This is a genomic window from Streptomyces swartbergensis, assembly GCF_002148965.1.
GTDB lineage: Bacteria > Actinomycetota > Actinomycetes > Streptomycetales > Streptomycetaceae > Streptomyces > Streptomyces swartbergensis.
On sequence record NZ_NGFN01000041.1, the window covers coordinates 20358 to 35107 of the forward strand.

A 14750-nucleotide genomic window follows, 5' to 3' on the forward strand; every position below is an offset into this window, starting at 1 on the left:
TCCCGAATCACCTTCAAGGAGGTCAAGGTCCGCGCCGAACTCCCGAACACGGGCCTGTGGGCGGAGACCACCGCCAAACCGATCGCCCTCCACCTGGACCCGGGCACGGAGGACGCGGAAACCTTCCCCGCATCCGGCGACTGCCAGGTCAACGACGACGGCTCAATCGGCATAACCTGGCAGATCACCTGGCAGGGCAGCGACGGCGCGGACGGCGACCTCTCCGACGGCACCTTCGAGACCACCCAGGACATGAACGTCCAGGAGATCCAGTCGATCAACCGCTGAACTCTTCAACCAACGAACACCGGCCCGCCTTTCGCGAGTCTTTCCATCGCCTCGTCGGCTGTGGAGGGCCAGAGGTCCACGGCGTTCGCAACCGCCATTGCCACACTCCTCACGTTCCCCACACAATCCACCACTGCCTCTCAAGGGGCCATTACCGACCCCTGATAGCTTCGTTCTCTGCCGCATACACCTAACACCGGGGGAGACGAACCGTGGCACGCCGCGCTCTGACCACCACTGCCGCCACGCTGACCGCGACGACGGCGCTGCTTCTGACCGCCTGCGGCGGCGGCGATGTGCCATCGGACGACATCAAGGGAGCGGACAGCGGGTCGAGCAGCCCGTCGGCCTCCGCTTCGGTGTCGTCTGCGGCGCCCGAGGTCAAGCGCCCCGTGATCAAGCTTCCCAGCAGCTTCCAGCTGACCTTCGACAACTGGACGAGCAGCGACCCCGTCGAGCAGGCCGTACTCAACGACGGCAAGGAACAGCTCCGGGCGGGGTACGAGGCGATCATCGAGAACGACCCCGACAGCAAGGACCGTGCCTTCTACGACACGAAGGCCGGCTTCCTGCAGAGCCAGCAGTGGATCAGGACCTACACGGACAAGAACCTCACCGTCATCGGCAAGCTGCCCGTGTTCGACCCCAAGGTCACCCTCGCCAAGGACAAGGCGGCGGCATCCCTCTCCTACTGCACCGATGAGAGCAAAGCCTCGACGAAGAACCGCAAGACCGGCGAGGTCAAAGGAAACCCGGCGGGCACGGACCCCGAGGTCTTCTACGTGATTTCCATGGGCAGGAACGCCCAGGGTGTGTGGCAGGCGGTGTCCGCCCATTCGGAGAGAGGAGGCTGCGCACAGTGAGGTCCTCACACGCCTCCCGGCCCCTCACGGTCATCGCGCTCACCGTCGCCCTCCTCGCACCCGTGCCTGCCCTCGCCATCGGCGGCGAAGGCAGTTACGGCGGCGGAGCCAAGGCCAACGAGATCTCCGCTTCCGCCTCGCAGTCCCGGATCAACGTCACCCAAGTGAGCGGCCCCACCGGCGGAAAGCAGGGCACAGTCGCGTCAACGGATGTGAACTGGAAGCCGCCGCCGTGCTGGTACGAGCCGGTCTTCACACCTGAGCAGCTCAAGAACTTCGCGGAGAACGACGGAAACGGCGACGCGGGACTGCGCGACGGCTGGTACGGATCGAAGCTCTGGACCGACCACTTCAGGGACGGGAAAGACGCCGACACCATCTTCACCAAACCGTCCACCGTGAAGGGCTACAAGAACTACAACCTCGGCAAGGACGGCTACTTCTGGCGCGGGGTCGCTCCGGACTTCAACGCCCTCGACGACACCTCACTGTGCAGTCGGCTGATGTTCTGGCAGGACGCCGGAGAGATCCCCGACGATCCCAACTCCCCCACGCCGGAAACCCTCGCCGACTACGCCTACAACAAGGTCAAGGTTCCCGAAACCGAGGTGGAGTTGAAGCCGGCGACCAGGTCGACGGTGAACCTGCCGACCTGGGTGTGGCTGGACAAGGGCACCTTCAAGGAGGTCAAGGTCCGCGCCGAGCTCCCGAACACGGGCCTGTGGGCGGAGACCACCGCCAAGCCGATCGCCCTCCACCTGGAACCCGGCACCAAGGACGCCGAGGTCTTCCCCGCCTCGGGCGACTGCGAGATCAACGAGGACGGTTCGATCGGCACCCCGTACACCAAGGGCAACGCCGAAAAGACCCCGCCCTGCGGCATCCGCTACCTCCGCGCCACCAACGGCACGCCCTACCAGCTCTCCGCCAGCGTCACCTGGCAGATCACCTGGGAAGGCTCCGACGGCACCGGCGGCGATCTGCCCGACGGCACCTTCGAGACCACCCAGGACATGAACGTCCAGGAAATCCAGTCGATCAACCGCTGAGCAGGCCTCTACCCGCGTCACGGACGGAATCAGAAAGCTCGATTCCCACTCCTCGCCCTCAGGAGTCGTCCGAGAACGGCGCGGCATGGCTTCCCCATTCGAACCTGTAGGCCCCCCCTGCCGCATCGGCGACCACGCGTAGCTCAGATTCGGGGAGATCGAATTCCTGCCGGAGCCAGCCGTCCATGGTCAGTGCCGCTACTTCGGAGCGGAAATGGGCGAGCGGGAAAGTGAACGAAGTGACTCTGACGAGAAGCCCTTCAGTCCGCCAGCGCATCCCCGCACATCTCGTACGACTTCTTCAGCTTCTTGAGGTTCTTCGGGACGTCGGCGAAGTCCTCCTTGAACACATCCGCGGACTTGCCCGCCCACTCAAGGAGCGTGCCCTCCCCCGCCATGCCCTTGACCAGACGCAGCGCCTCGGAGACATCGTCGGCGAAGTCGTGCAACTGCTTCGCAAGCGTGCGCACCCGCTGCGGATCACCGGGAGTCGGATCCTTGTCCAAGTCCAGGACGTGCCAGTCCGCAGGCCTGTGTCCCGCCATACCGCAACCCCCGGTCACGCGCACATCAACGTCAACAACCGTATGCACACGTGAACTTACAAGGCACAACCGTTCGACGGGAAGATCGGTTGAGGTACCGTTCAGGTGAAATCAGGGCGTTGGACCTTGGGGGGCTGCCATATGGGCAACGGCAAGAGCGACCTCGCACTGCCGCTGAGCGAGCTGGAGAGCTACGGTCGCCGGCTTCGTTCCATCAAGACCCGTCTGAATCACACCAAGAAACTCTTCGAGTCCTACAAAGACGACATCGGCGACGGCAGTGTCAATGACGCGCTCGGGGATTTCGAGTCCAACTGGGAGGACGGACGTGAGGACATCACGCAGCAGCTCGATGCGCTGGCGAGTATGTCCGATGCCGTCGTTCGCGAGTTCAAGAAGCTTGATGACGAGCTCGCCAAGCAGGTCAACGATGCCATGAAGACCGAGGACAAGCGGGGCGGGAAGGGCGGCAAGGGGAACGGTGGCGGCGGCAAGTAAGGCCGTGCCCCTGACGTGAAAAGGCCCCGGATCCAGAGATCCGGGGCCTTTCGTGCGCCTGGAGGTCAGGAAGCGACCGCGGCGTTGAGGTGCAGGTCCGCCGCGATGCCCGCGGGCGAGACGGCGAGGCCCACGCCGCCGCCGACACCGGCGTTGACGCCGGCGGCCGACGTCTCGACGTAGAGACCGGCTGCGGCGCCGGCACCCGCGGTGCCGCCCGCCTGGCCGCCGGCGATGGTGTCCAGCTCGGCGTCGGACATGTGGGCGGTCTCGATCTGCGGGGTGAAGGCCATGGAGGGCGGTTCCCTTCGGTTCAATTATTCGAAGTGCTCGAGCGCGACTGATCAAAGCACGTCGGGAGAAGGGTCGGCCAGTCAGTGGTTATCGGGTGCGACGGATTTCGGTGACCGAATTCACGAGTGTGACCATTCGGCCACCGAAATATCCGTCGCCTTCACACGTTCCACCACTGCGCGGTACCGGAGGGCAATGCACGGCGGGGTGAGCGAGTGGAGATTAGTTCCCGCCGTGGTTCCTCACGACCTCGCGGTGAACGGTGTGCAGATCCGTCGAATGTTCCAGACCCAGCGGTTCAGGGACTGGATCTGATCTCCTGCATCCTCATGTCCTGGCGCGGTCCGGACGCCGGGGCGGGTGGTCATGGTCCGGCCGCACCACCAACCACACTCACCCCTTCGGTAACATGACGTAGCCCCCACAAACTCCGGACAACCGGTCGCACTCAAGGTCGTCCGGCGGGAGTACGCGCAGGATCCGGAGTTCCGCAAGCGTTTCGCCCAAGAGGTCACAGCAGCGCGGCGGGTGCAGGGGCCGTACACCGCACCCGTCCTCGACAGCTTCACCGATGGTCCCGAGCCGTGGCTCGCGATCGGATACGTTCCCGGTCCTTCCCTCGCCTCCGCCGTGTACCAGCACGGGGCGCTGCCCCTGCGTACGGTGTTGCAACTGACCGCCGGTATCGCGGAGGCACTTCAGACCATCCACGCATCCGGCGTCATACACCGGGACCTCAAGCCCTCCAATGTGCTGTTGCCCTCCGACGGGCCGCGTGTCATCGATTTCGGCATCGCCCGTGCCGCCGACACGACAGCGCTGACCGGTACGGACGTACGCCTCGGTACGCCTGCCTACATGGCGCCGGAACAGGCCATGGGCGGTGACGTCACGCCTTCTCTGGACGTCTTCGCGCTCGGCCTGGTCGCCTACTTCGCGGCGACCGGGCGGCATCCGTTCGGCGAGGGTGCCTCGCACGCGCTGCTGTACCGGATCGTCTCCAACGAACCTGATCTCGATGCTTGTCCGGAAGAACTGCGTGGCGTCGTCGCCGGCTGCCTGGCCAAGGATCCGGGCGCCCGGCCCACTCCTGGGCAGATCATCGAGGCGTGCAACACCCTGGCCGCAACAGAGGGGTTGCTCCGGCACGAGGGCTGGTGGCTGCCACCGGCCGTGCAGGAGCAGATCAGCCGGCAGGAGGAGACACTTCGCCTGCATTCCTCTCCCGCGCCGGCCGCAACGAGCTCCTCGCCGACACCTCCGGTCCCCACCCAGCCGGGGCTGCCTCCTCAGGCCGCCTTCGCAGCCGCCGCGCCGACACGGCCGGCGCACTCCCCGGGGGATGCGTTCGTGGCCGCGGCTCCCACCGCCCCCTCGTACCCTCCGCAGTCGGCACCGGCCACTGGGACCGCAGCGCAGGACCGTACCGCCAAACCCCGTCCCAAGGCGCTGATCGCCGTGATCGCCGCCGTTGCGGCGCTGGCGGTGGGTGAGGGTTCCGTCGCCGCTCACCAGGTGATGACGGACGACTCGAGGGACACCACCGCTTCCGGCGACGCCCAGGACCTTTCCGGAGGAGCCGACCCCGCTGCCGCCCCCAGCGCCTCGCCCACGATCACGGACGCCCCGAAGTCGGAAGCCGGCTGGCAGATCAGCGCGCGGGACAAGAACCTCGTGCTGCGGGCGCCGAAGTACATCCCCACTGCCGAGGACATCGGGTCGGGGACGATGTGCAGGCCCTCGGACGCGACGATCCTCGACATCAACGACCTGAGCGTGGAGACCGGAGCCGGCTACATACCGTCCTCCGGCGGCTGGCTCACCTACACGGACTGCCCTGCCCCCATCAAGACGAACGGGATCCGGCTCGCCGACGACGAAGGCTCCTACGGCACCACCGCCGAGCGGCGCCCCACGCCCACCGCCTGCCGCGACTCAGCCATCGAGGGCTCGCTCCCCAACCCCGTCCCGCTCAGCCGGATCAGGGACGACTCGCTTCTCAAGGCAGGCACCGGTGTCTGCGTCGTGTCCGGAGAGGGCGCGGTCACTCACCTCTGGATCACCAAGGTCAACGCGGGGACCGCCGACAACGACCAGCTTCGTACGTACGTGGCCACTGCCACGCAGTGGAAGCCCGAGTAGCAGCCGGTTGGGAGGCGCACACCTCCCGCGTCGGCAGGGTCAGCTCACGCGTACGCACGTCGAGGGCACTGAGAACTCGTCCTTCGCCGGTCGGCGTGCGGCCACCTTCTTCCCCGTCACCGTCAGCCACACGCTCCTGCCCTGCGGTGCAGCCGAGGTGGCCACAGCGTCGGCGCAGGCACAGCTGTCAGCATCAGTGATCCCGCGATCGCGGTCACGAGGGCGGAATCAATCGCACTTCTCAAGTCCGGGCGAACGGCGAGCGGCATCGACCCCGACGGCACCGGCTGGGGGTTCACCCGCAGTCGTGGCCGCTCAACCGACCTCGTTCTCCGCCACCGCCTGCCCATGGACGACCACGTCACCGCCGTAGAACATCCCGGTGAAGACCGGGGAGTACGTGAGCTGCACCTCGACCTGTACCTCCTCGGCGTTCGCCGCCACGCAGTGGGTCGCCGCGATGTCCGGGCCCGTCATGTCCATCTCGCGGGCGAAGGCCTTCACGCGGGCGTCGCAGTTCTCGAAGTTGATCGGGGCCGGGCCGCCCTCGTTCTCGTAGAGGGCCTCGCGGTCGATGTCCTGGGCGGCGTAGCGGGCAGCCTGTTCGGCGATGTCCGCGGCGCGTTCACGCTTGGAGATGGACAGGCCGCCGTCGATGACGAAGGCCGAGAGCGAGATGAAGACGAGCGCGAAGATGATGACCGCGCCGGCGCCGGAGCCCCGGTCGTCCAGCCGCTCGTGGCGGGACGACAGCCAGGCACGGAGGGCGGTGGTCTTGCAGGGCATGGTCAACTCCCTCAGCCCGCCTTCCTCTTGAACGGGTCCAGCGGTGCCGTGAAGGAGCCGGACATCCGGGTCTTGATGTCCAGGCCGACCATCGCGAGGCCACGGACCTGACAGCTCACCTCGACGGTGAACAGGTCGGCGTCGGCGAAGCCCGCGCTGGTCTTCGTGACGGTCACCGGGCCCGTGCAGACGTCCGTGAGGTTGGCCTCGGCCGCCTTGCGCGCTTCCGCCATGGCGTTGCCGACATCCCACTGGAGCGATCCGGCCCGGGCCGCGTCCCGCGCGGCGCCGTCGATCGCTCCGCGTCCCTCGACCATCTGGCCGAAAGCCACCAGGACGAGGATGAAGAGGATCATCACCGGCGCGAGGATCACGACCTCGACCGTGGACAGGCCTCGGTCGTCCCCCGCCGCGGACATGCCCTCCTCGCCCCGCCGGGCCTCGACCGCGGACCGGTGGTCCCGCAGGGAAGAGACGTTCACCTAGTTCCCCTCATCCCGCACGAACCGCTCCACCGGTCCCACCGACTGCGCGTGCACGGTCAGATCCAGCCCGGGGAACACCGTCGGAACCCGTGCCGTGATCTCCACGCCCACCGTGTTCTGCTCCGGCTGGAGCAGCGCCACGTCGGGTGACAGCACCAGCTTGGGGCCCAGCTGACTGATGTAGCTGTCCACCACGTCCCGCGCCTCGCCCCGCCAGGCGCCCGGCTGTTCGTCGGCCGTGGCGCGGGCCTTGCGGGCTCCTGCCTGGGCCGCCGCCTGGGCCACGTGGTCGGCGAAGAAGTACAGCGCGAACTGCACCGTGGCGAAGATCATGAAGAAGAGAACCGGGGTGAGCAGCACGAACTCGATCGCGGTCATGCCGGAGTCACCGCGGGTGGCCGCCGACTTCCGTACGGCCTCCACCCTGCGGCGCACCCATCTGCCCACGTTCACGCGCAACCCCGTCAACCCCGTTGTCCGTACGACGCTCAGCAGGTGCCGCTCTGGTTGGCGCCGTTGATGCAGTTCTCGACCTTCTCGGCGCCACCCTCCAGCGCGCGGTTGATGATCGCGGCGACGACGCCGACGATCGCCACCACGACGGCGGAGATGATGACCCACTCGACCGCGGAGGCACCGCGGTCGAGTTCGCCGGACCGGGCACGCTCCACGCGGCCCTGCAGGAAGACGACCAGGAAGTCCACCGCCGGGATGCCCGTGTGGAAGTTGCGTCCGTTCATGGGGGTTGTCCTCTCAACTCAGCTGATTCTGTGGGCAGTCGGTGGGGCGAGCAGCTTTCACACCTGGAACACCCGCATCGCCGCCGGGTAGATCAGGAACACCAGGAAGCCGGCGCACAGCAGCAGCTGGGCGACGAGCATCGACTGGGACTTCTCGCCCGCGCTGCCCTCGATCTCGGCGAGTTCGCGGTGCCGCATGGTCTCGGCCCGGGACGCGAGGGACTCGCGCACCTTGGCACCGTCGTCCGCGACCAGGGCCAGGGAGGCGGAGAGGTCCTTGAGTTCCTCGACGCCCAGCTCCTCGCCGAGCTGGCCGAGCGCCTGCCACTGGCTGACGCCGGTGATGCGGGCGTCGGACAGGGCGTTGCGGATGCGCTGGTTGGCCCAGCCGTCGGAGATCTCGGCCGCCGCCATCAGCGCCTCGGGCAGACCGCGTCCGCCGGCCAGGCTCATCGACACCAGGTCGAGGTACGCGCCGATCACACGCCGCAGGTCGCGCCGCTTCTTGGCCGCGTCACGCCGGATCTCCAGGTCGGGCAGGAAGAAGAAGACCGCCGCGCACAGCAGCGCCAGCCAGACCGGGATGATGGGGCTGTCGGCGATGGCCAGGGTCAAGACGATGGCGAAGAGAAGCGGGCCGAAGAACAGGCCCGTCACCCCCAGCAGCACCTTCGTCGCCAGGAACTTCTCCCAGCTGCGGTCCAGGACCGCCAGGTCCGCGCGCAGCGAGCGCTGCTCCCAGCCCTGCTGCAGGTAGAACTCGGCGACCCGCTGCCCGACTTCGGCCCGCAGAGAGCCGAACCGGCTGGTGTCCGCCTGCCTCCGCGCGGACTCGTAGGCCGAGCCGCGCGCCCGCATAGCGTCGATCCGCGCGACCTGGGAGATCGGGCTGCGCTTGGACGGCATCAGGGCACGTACGAGGACGTAGATGCCCAGGCCGATGACCGCGCCGACCGCGATCGGCATCGTCAGGTCGTTCACCGTCGTACCCCCTCTTCCGGCTGGAGCGACTGCTGCGCGGGCGTGCGCGGCCGGACGAACTGGATCGACGCCTCGTCCCGGACGAGGAAGCGCTCGGGCGTCTCGATGGCCGACAGCTTGCGCAGCCACCAGAAGCCCAGGGCGAACAGGGCGCAGACCCCGGCGAGCACGACCTGGCCGAGCGGGGAACCGTACGGCTCGACGAACTCACGGTTGAAGATCGACAGGCCGAGGACGAAGGCCACCGAGACGGCGATCACGATCTGCACCGATCGCCGTGTGGACGCCCGCTGCGCCATCACCCGCTGCCGCATGTCCACTTCCTCGCGCGCCGACTTCGCCAGCGCGCCCAGCACCTGGCGCAGACCGGGTCCGCGCAGGCGGGCGTTGAGGATCAGGGCCGCGACGATGATGTCGGCGGAGGCGTCGTCGATCTCGTCGGCGAGGTGCTGGAGCGCCTCGGGCAGCGGGGTGCGGGCGCGCAGGCGGTCGACGAGGGCGTCGAGGTGAGGGCGCAGGACCGGGGCGGCGGCGCGGGCGGAGGCCGGGATGGCCTGCTCCAGGCCCACCGCGCCGGCGATGGTGTCGCGCAGGGACTCCGTCCAGGAGGCCAGGGCCTCCACGCGCCGCATGGCGGCCCGCTCCTCGCCGGCGCCGCCGAACAGGCGGTCCCAGAAGAAGACGAGGACACCGGCCGCGATGCCCGCGACCGCCCAGCGGGTGAGGAGCAGGACGACCAGGCCGACGATCGCGGCGAGCGAGCCGCGCTGGCCGGCGAAGCGGATGAGTTCGCTCGCCCGCTCAGCGGCCTTCTGCTTCTCGTGGTCGGGCTTGGCGGGCAGTCCGCGTACGGCGACCAGGAGGAGGGCGAGGCCGCCGCCGACGGCGACGCCGCTTCCTATCGAGTACAGGACGGTGGCGGAGAACAGGCCGCCCATGGAGCCGAGCGAGCCGAGTGCTGCGAGAGTCGTGTTCATCCCCGGCTCACCCCCATGTCCCGGACGGCCGGTAGCCGTGTGCCATCAGATCCTCCAGGCAGGCTAGGGGGGCGTGCGGCACGATCCGGCCGTCGGGGGCCTCCGCGAACACCTCGCTGGACAGGACGCGTCCGTCGACGCCGTTGACCTCGCGGACGGAGGTGACCATGCGCTGGAGGCGGCCGCCGTTGCCGAAGTCGTTGCGCCGCTGGATGAAGACGACGAAGTTCACCGCGCCCGCGATCAGCAACTGGCTGGCCTCGATGGGCAGCCGCTCGGAGGCCTGCAACGCGTAGGTGGAAATACGGTTGAAGACCTCGCTGGAGCTGTTGGCGTGGATCGTGGACAGCGAGCCGTCGTTGCCCTGCGACATCGCGTTGAGCATGGTGACGATCTCGTCGCCGAGGACCTCACCGACGATGACGCGGGAGGGGTTCATACGCAGCGAGCGTCGCACCAGTTCGGCCATCGAGATGGCGCCCTGGCCCTCGGAGTTGGGCAGGCGCTCCTCGAAGGCGACGACGTTGGGGTGCAGGTCGGGGAAGGTGTCGAGGCCGAGCTCCAGGGCGCGCTCGACGGTGATGAGGCGCTCGTGCGGCGGGATCTCGTTGGCGAGGGCGCGCAGGAGCGTCGTCTTACCGGCGTTGGTGGCGCCGGCGATCATGATGTTCTTGCGGGCGCGGACCGCGCAGGCTAGGAAGTGGGCGACCTCGGGGGTCAGCGTGCCGTTGCCGACGAGGTCCGAGATGAACACCTTGCCCATGCGCGCGCGGCGGATGGACAGCGCGGGGCGCCTGGCCACGTCCATGACGGCCGACAGACGCGAGCCGTCGGGGAGTCGCAGGTCGAGCTGCGGGTTGGCCGAGTCGAAGGGGCGGGAGGACAGACCCGAGTAGGCGCCGAGGACCTGGATGAGCTCGATGAGCTCCTCGTCGGTCTCGGCGACGGGGTCGCCCTTCACCTCGCGCCCGTCGGCGTAGCCGACGAACACCTGGTCGCACCCGTTGATGTCGATGTTCTCGACCTCGGGGTTGTCCAGCAGCGGCTGGAGCCGGCCGACGCCGAACAGCGCCGCGTGCACGGCGGCCGCGTACTGCTCCTCGGTCTCGGCGTCCAGTGGCGTACGGCCCGCGTTGATCTCGGCGCGGGCGTACTCCTCCAATATCTGGGCTATGACGGCACGGGCGTACTGCCGTTCGTCCTCCGTGGACATCGGAGTGACGTTGTTGATCTGGTCCTGTCGGCGCTGCTCGGCGATGCGGTCGCCGGCGTCCTGGCGGAACCGCTTGACCAACTGGTGGTCGACAGCGGTCATGTGCCGGCCCCCGCGTGGCCCTGCATCTGGCCCGGGTGGTTGTGCTGGACGTGGTGGGCCTGCTGGACCTGGTGGGCCTGGTTCGCCTGGGCGGAGGCGGCCCAGGCGGCGCCGTACTGCTGGTACAGGTCGGCGGCCACCTTGCGGGCCGAGCGGATCAGCAGCGACTTGTCGAGACGGCCGCGCCTGCGGCCTGCCAACTGGTCGGCACCGGCCGGATCGTCGGCGATGGTGCCGACCACGCGGGCCCCGGTCTGGGCGTGCACGAGCATGTCGTTCACCTGCGAGGCCAGCTTGCCGGCGTTGCCCGTGTCGGCGATCAGGACGACGCCGATCACCGGGTTGGCGAGGCTCGCTGCACCGCGCGGACCGCCGTGCAGCTTGCCGGCCAGCGCGGCGGCACGGTCACGCACCCGCGCGATCGCCTCCGGCTCGGTGCGGGAGAGCAGCAGCACGAGCGAGGCGTGCGGGAACAGCTCGACGGCAGGGGTGTCCCCGCTGATGCGTCCGCAGTCGGCGATGACGTCCGCGGCGGCGTTCGGGGAGTCGGCGAGGGAGGCGAAGGCGTGCCCGAGGGTGGGCCACAGCCCGGCCAGCCCGGCGGCCTGCTCGGCGATACCGAGCCCGACGAGCACCTCCAGTCCCCCGCTCAACGGCTGTACGTGGTCCCAGAGCTGGTCCGGCACCAGGCCGCGGCGCGCGGTCGCGGCGATGGACAGCATGCCGGTGTTGGGGTTGAGCGGTCCGCCGTGCGCGGCGGCACTGCGGTAGACGAGGTCACCGCCCGCCGGGTCCGTCTCGGCGAGCAGGACGCGCCGCGGCCAGACCGCCGCGAGGGCGACGGCCGCGGTGGTGACGCCGGGGGAACCCTTGTCGGCGGCGAGAGCGATGAGCGCCATGGGTTGGGTGCCGCCTTCTAGTTGCCGGACTTGCCGGAGACGAGAACGAGAGCGACCTCGCCGTTGGAGGCGGCCTGGGCCAGGTCGGCGGCCTTGTCGCTGTCGACGGTCAGGGTGACCGCCAGGTTGGTGCTGCTGACGAGTTCGTCGCCGGAGCTCTTCGCGTCCGGGACGTAGGTGACCCGGGCCTGGTCGACGATGACGGAGTTGCCGGCAGCCGACGAGGACGAGCTGCTGCTGCTGTTGCTGTTGCTGTTGCCGGACCCCGAGTCGGCGCTGACGCGGTAGGCGGCGACGGTGTCGCCCCGCTGGAGCCCGGTCGGGTACTGCCCCGCCTTGAGCGAGAGTCCGACGGTGGACTTGCCGGGGGCGATGCCGCCCTCCTCGCCGAACATCTGGCCCATGACGATGGTGTCCTTGTAGATCGTCGTCCGTGCCTTGAGTTTCTTGAGGGCGCTCAGCTGGTCCCACTTGACGTAGTTGATGCTGTCGTCCGCCGCCACGAGCGCGGAGGTCACGTCGCTGTCGGCAAGGGACTCGCCCTGCTGGACGTCCCGCGTCACCTTGACGACCTCGACCCGGTCACCGACCTGGAGGACGAGCATCGTCGCCCCCAGCGCACCCACCAGGATGAGCAGCACGGCGAGCGCGGCCAGTGCCGGTTTGCGCTCGCGAGGTGGTGTGGGAAGCCGGTCTCCGACCGACGGCTGAGCCGGAGCGGCGGAACGACCGGCGCCCGCCCCCGTACGCTCTTGGATCTTCACGCAACCGCTCCCCGTACACCCAAGAATATGTCTGTCAATTTGCCTTCGAATGCGGACACTTCACCCGCGCCTCCCCGCACGAAGAGATGCGGGCCGGGCCGGACGTATTCGCCCCACCTGGGCGAATAGCCAGCGCAGGGGGTGAGTGTCAAGCCATCGCACCGTATCAGCCGCACATAAGCCCCTCAAGGCGCGTCCGGCGTCACACACCTCACCATGCGCACCGTTACTCATCTGCAACTTCAAGGCTGGACAAACCCGTTGATGGCGGCACGCGGACAGGGCCTTTGCTGTGCGGGAGCGAATTCGGCATGGGGGAACGCCTGGTGGGCGGGTGTCCGGCCGCCGGGGTCTTCGTCACATACCGGCCATGAGGCCCACACCATTCACTCACGTGATACCGGCGTGGCCGTGTCATGATCTTCGCTTTGTCCCCCCACGAGGAGTCCCCCATGAAGCGAGCCGCGCTCGCCGTCTCCACCCTGTCCCTGCTGTCCCTCACGGCGTGCGGCGGCGGCGCCGACTCGGACACGGCGACCGGAGAGCCCCGGCCCACCGCGACCCGGGCCAAGCAATCGACTCCGGCCCAGCGGCTCGCGAAGCTCATGATCACTAAGGCGGACGTGCCGGGACTGGACGTGAAGGCCACCTCCAGGGACAAGGGGGACGACAAGTACGTCTTCGCCAAGTCCCCGGACGACGTCACGGTCGACAAGCCGGCCTGCGCCCAACCCGCCTACGCGATGAACCAACTGCCCCTCGGCGAGCCGCAGGGCGACCTGACCCACTATGTCCCGCAGGGCAGCGAGTTCACCTACATCACGCTCACGACGTACGCACCCGGCAAGGCCGAGTCCGCGTTCGCCGGGCTGGCCAAGGCCGTCGAGTCATGCGGCGGCGGCTTCACGGCGAAGGCGAACGGCACGGTGACGTACGACTCCGTCACCGCCGAGGAGCCGGTGGCGAAGGCCGGTGACGAGTCACTCGCCTTCCGCGCCACGATGCCTTTCCAGGGCATCACCCACACCCTGCACGCCCAGGCCGTCCGCAAGGGCGATGTCATGGCCGTCTACGTCTCCGTGGACGGCATGGCCATGGTCCAGGACAGGCCGGGCGACGCGAAGCTCCCGGCGACGGTGGTGAAGGCCCAGAACGCGAAGCTGGGCTGAACCGCGGGATGCCGTATTCGCAACCGGCAGCGATCTGTAGCAGTCGCGAAGCCCCGAGTAAAGTGCGGCCCGGACAGCGATCGGACCGTCGGGGGGCACACCGGTGAGAACAGTCACCGCGAACGAGGAACAGGCAGTACAGGCGGGGTCATTGGGGGCATCGAGCCCCTACTGGACCCGTGTCCTCCCCCTGCTCCTCCTCGCCCTCTGCTCGCTGACGGCTCTCTTCGCAACCGCCACCCCGGCCCGGGCAGCGGACAGCGCTCCCGTCACCCAGGCCGCGTACTTCGCCGACCGCCTCCGCGAGGACCCGGTCTACGTCACCGACCAACTCCCCCGCGAGATCCCCCGGTCCACGGCCCCCGGCTTCGCGAGGCTCGCGCAGAAGACCGGCGTCCCGACCTACGTCCTGGTCCTGCCCGGACAGAGCAGCGTCGACGGCAAGCAGCTGCTCGGCGTGGTGCACGACCGGCTCGGGCGGGACGGGTTGTACGTACTGATCGACGGGATGGAGGTCGTGGAGGCCACGGCCTACGGGGTGCGCGCGCCGGCCGACGCCGCCTTGACCGTCGCACAGTACGAACTGCCTTCCGACGCGGGGCCTTTGCTGAGCTTCGAGCGCTTCGCCGACGTCGTCGCCCTGGGCGAGGAGAAGGCAACGGCCCGGGCCGAGGCGGCGCGTGAGAAGTACGGGGACGACGGACCCGCCGACATGTACATCGGCCCGTCCGACCGCCGTAACCAGTCGTTCCTCACCGGGATCCTGCTCACCGGCGTACCCCTGCTGATCCTGCTGACGGCCGGGTACGCCAGGCGCCGCCTCCGGCGTTCCGGGGCCGAGCGGCGCATCCCCCGTTGGGTCACCCCTGGTGCGGCCGTCGTCACCGCCGCCGCCATCGTCCTCACCGCCCCCACCGTCTTCGACCAGACCAGGTCGAGCGCGGCACGCCCGCCC

Annotated in this window: 14 protein-coding genes and 4 pseudogenes; 7 read left to right on the plus strand and 11 right to left on the minus strand. The window is 68.7% G+C overall.

The features are described from left to right. Positions 1 to 9: 9 nt before the first annotated feature. From CA983_RS09670 to CA983_RS09680, 3 genes and pseudogenes are all read left to right on the plus strand, one after another. Positions 10 to 288, plus strand: a pseudogene (locus CA983_RS09670) (hypothetical protein); the annotation flags it as partial. A gap of 212 nt (positions 289 to 500) precedes the next feature. Beyond that, a complete protein-coding gene (locus CA983_RS09675) occupies positions 501 to 1151 on the plus strand; it encodes a hypothetical protein (protein WP_086600458.1) in 651 nt (216 codons plus the stop codon). Beyond that, positions 1148 to 2200 (plus strand): hypothetical protein, encoded by a 1053-nt coding sequence (locus CA983_RS09680; RefSeq protein WP_086600459.1) that lies wholly within the window; start codon positions 1148 to 1150, stop codon positions 2198 to 2200. The genes CA983_RS09675 and CA983_RS09680 overlap by 4 nt, the downstream gene beginning before the upstream one ends. A 263-nt stretch (positions 2201 to 2463) precedes the next feature. On the opposite strand, the pseudogene CA983_RS09690 reads toward CA983_RS09680, so the two are convergent. Next, positions 2464 to 2745: pseudogene (locus tag CA983_RS09690) on the minus strand (WXG100 family type VII secretion target); the annotation flags it as partial. 141 nt (positions 2746 to 2886) lie between these two features. Here CA983_RS09690 and CA983_RS09695 point away from each other — a divergent pair. After that, positions 2887 to 3243, plus strand: coding sequence for a hypothetical protein (locus CA983_RS09695; RefSeq protein WP_086600461.1), 357 nt, complete (start codon positions 2887 to 2889; stop codon positions 3241 to 3243). Positions 3244 to 3308: 65 nt separating this feature from the next. Here the strand turns inward: CA983_RS09695 and CA983_RS09700 are convergent, their stop codons facing one another. Continuing rightward, a complete protein-coding gene (locus CA983_RS09700; RefSeq protein ID WP_086600462.1) occupies positions 3309 to 3536 on the minus strand; it encodes a hypothetical protein in 228 nt (75 codons plus the stop codon). 436 nt (positions 3537 to 3972) lie between these two features. Here CA983_RS09700 and CA983_RS45030 point away from each other — a divergent pair. Next, positions 3973 to 5679, plus strand: a pseudogene (locus CA983_RS45030) (serine/threonine-protein kinase); the annotation flags it as partial. A 315-nt stretch (positions 5680 to 5994) separates the two neighbouring features. On the opposite strand, the gene CA983_RS09710 reads toward CA983_RS45030, so the two are convergent. The 9 genes from CA983_RS09710 to CA983_RS09750 all read right to left on the minus strand — a co-directional run bounded on the left by CA983_RS09710 (position 5995) and on the right by CA983_RS09750 (position 12626). After that, positions 5995 to 6465, minus strand: a complete 471-nt coding sequence (locus CA983_RS09710) for a TadE/TadG family type IV pilus assembly protein (protein WP_086600463.1) — start codon at positions 6463 to 6465, stop codon at positions 5995 to 5997. An 11-nt stretch (positions 6466 to 6476) separates the two neighbouring features. After that, positions 6477 to 6884 carry a TadE/TadG family type IV pilus assembly protein gene (locus CA983_RS09715; protein WP_086600470.1) on the minus strand — a complete coding sequence of 136 codons (408 nt, stop codon included), beginning with the start codon at positions 6882 to 6884 and terminating at the stop codon, positions 6477 to 6479. A gap of 63 nt (positions 6885 to 6947) precedes the next feature. Continuing rightward, positions 6948 to 7328 (minus strand): TadE family protein, encoded by a 381-nt coding sequence (locus CA983_RS09720; RefSeq protein WP_244206768.1) that lies wholly within the window; start codon positions 7326 to 7328, stop codon positions 6948 to 6950. Between the two features lie 110 nt (positions 7329 to 7438). Continuing rightward, positions 7439 to 7690, minus strand: coding sequence for a hypothetical protein (locus CA983_RS09725; protein ID WP_086600464.1), 252 nt, complete (start codon positions 7688 to 7690; stop codon positions 7439 to 7441). Positions 7691 to 7747: 57 nt separating this feature from the next. Then, positions 7748 to 8656, minus strand: a complete 909-nt coding sequence (locus CA983_RS09730) for a type II secretion system F family protein (protein WP_086600472.1) — start codon at positions 8654 to 8656, stop codon at positions 7748 to 7750. Between the two features lie 11 nt (positions 8657 to 8667). After that, positions 8668 to 9648, minus strand: a complete 981-nt coding sequence (locus tag CA983_RS09735) for a type II secretion system F family protein (protein ID WP_086600465.1) — start codon at positions 9646 to 9648, stop codon at positions 8668 to 8670. A gap of 7 nt (positions 9649 to 9655) precedes the next feature. Further along, a complete protein-coding gene (locus CA983_RS09740; protein ID WP_086600466.1) occupies positions 9656 to 10963 on the minus strand; it encodes a TadA family conjugal transfer-associated ATPase in 1308 nt (435 codons plus the stop codon). Then, complete coding sequence (locus tag CA983_RS09745; protein ID WP_010041613.1) at positions 10960 to 11862, minus strand: hypothetical protein; 903 nt, start codon at positions 11860 to 11862, stop codon at positions 10960 to 10962. The genes CA983_RS09740 and CA983_RS09745 overlap by 4 nt, the downstream gene beginning before the upstream one ends. 17 nt (positions 11863 to 11879) lie before the next feature. Continuing rightward, a complete protein-coding gene (locus tag CA983_RS09750) occupies positions 11880 to 12626 on the minus strand; it encodes a hypothetical protein (RefSeq protein WP_086600467.1) in 747 nt (248 codons plus the stop codon). 452 nt (positions 12627 to 13078) lie between these two features. Here CA983_RS09750 and CA983_RS09755 point away from each other — a divergent pair, with 452 nt between their 5' ends. Together CA983_RS09755 and CA983_RS09760 are read left to right on the plus strand one after the other, a co-directional pair. Continuing rightward, positions 13079 to 13795 (plus strand): hypothetical protein, encoded by a 717-nt coding sequence (locus CA983_RS09755; RefSeq protein ID WP_086600468.1) that lies wholly within the window; start codon positions 13079 to 13081, stop codon positions 13793 to 13795. Positions 13796 to 13946: 151 nt separating this feature from the next. Next, positions 13947 to 14750: pseudogene (locus tag CA983_RS09760) on the plus strand (hypothetical protein); the annotation flags it as partial.

What these genes read in the sequence shown, in the direction of transcription:
- CA983_RS09695 (WP_086600461.1), top strand. Translation starts at nt 2,887, where the DNA reads ATGGGCAACGGCAAGAGCGACCTCGCACTGCCGCTGAGCGAGCTGGAG.
- CA983_RS09700 (WP_086600462.1), bottom strand. Translation starts at nt 3,536, where the DNA reads ATGGCCTTCACCCCGCAGATCGAGACCGCCCACATGTCCGACGCCGAG.
- CA983_RS09710 (WP_086600463.1), bottom strand. Translation starts at nt 6,465, where the DNA reads ATGCCCTGCAAGACCACCGCCCTCCGTGCCTGGCTGTCGTCCCGCCAC.
- CA983_RS09715 (WP_086600470.1), bottom strand. Translation starts at nt 6,884, where the DNA reads ATGTCCGCGGCGGGGGACGACCGAGGCCTGTCCACGGTCGAGGTCGTG.
- CA983_RS09720 (WP_244206768.1), bottom strand. Translation starts at nt 7,328, where the DNA reads ATGACCGCGATCGAGTTCGTGCTGCTCACCCCGGTTCTCTTCTTCATG.
- CA983_RS09725 (WP_086600464.1), bottom strand. Translation starts at nt 7,690, where the DNA reads ATGAACGGACGCAACTTCCACACGGGCATCCCGGCGGTGGACTTCCTG.
- CA983_RS09730 (WP_086600472.1), bottom strand. Translation starts at nt 8,656, where the DNA reads ATGCCGATCGCGGTCGGCGCGGTCATCGGCCTGGGCATCTACGTCCTC.
- CA983_RS09735 (WP_086600465.1), bottom strand. Translation starts at nt 9,648, where the DNA reads ATGAACACGACTCTCGCAGCACTCGGCTCGCTCGGCTCCATGGGCGGC.
- CA983_RS09740 (WP_086600466.1), bottom strand. Translation starts at nt 10,963, where the DNA reads ATGACCGCTGTCGACCACCAGTTGGTCAAGCGGTTCCGCCAGGACGCC.
- CA983_RS09745 (WP_010041613.1), bottom strand. Translation starts at nt 11,862, where the DNA reads ATGGCGCTCATCGCTCTCGCCGCCGACAAGGGTTCCCCCGGCGTCACC.
- CA983_RS09755 (WP_086600468.1), top strand. Translation starts at nt 13,079, where the DNA reads ATGAAGCGAGCCGCGCTCGCCGTCTCCACCCTGTCCCTGCTGTCCCTC.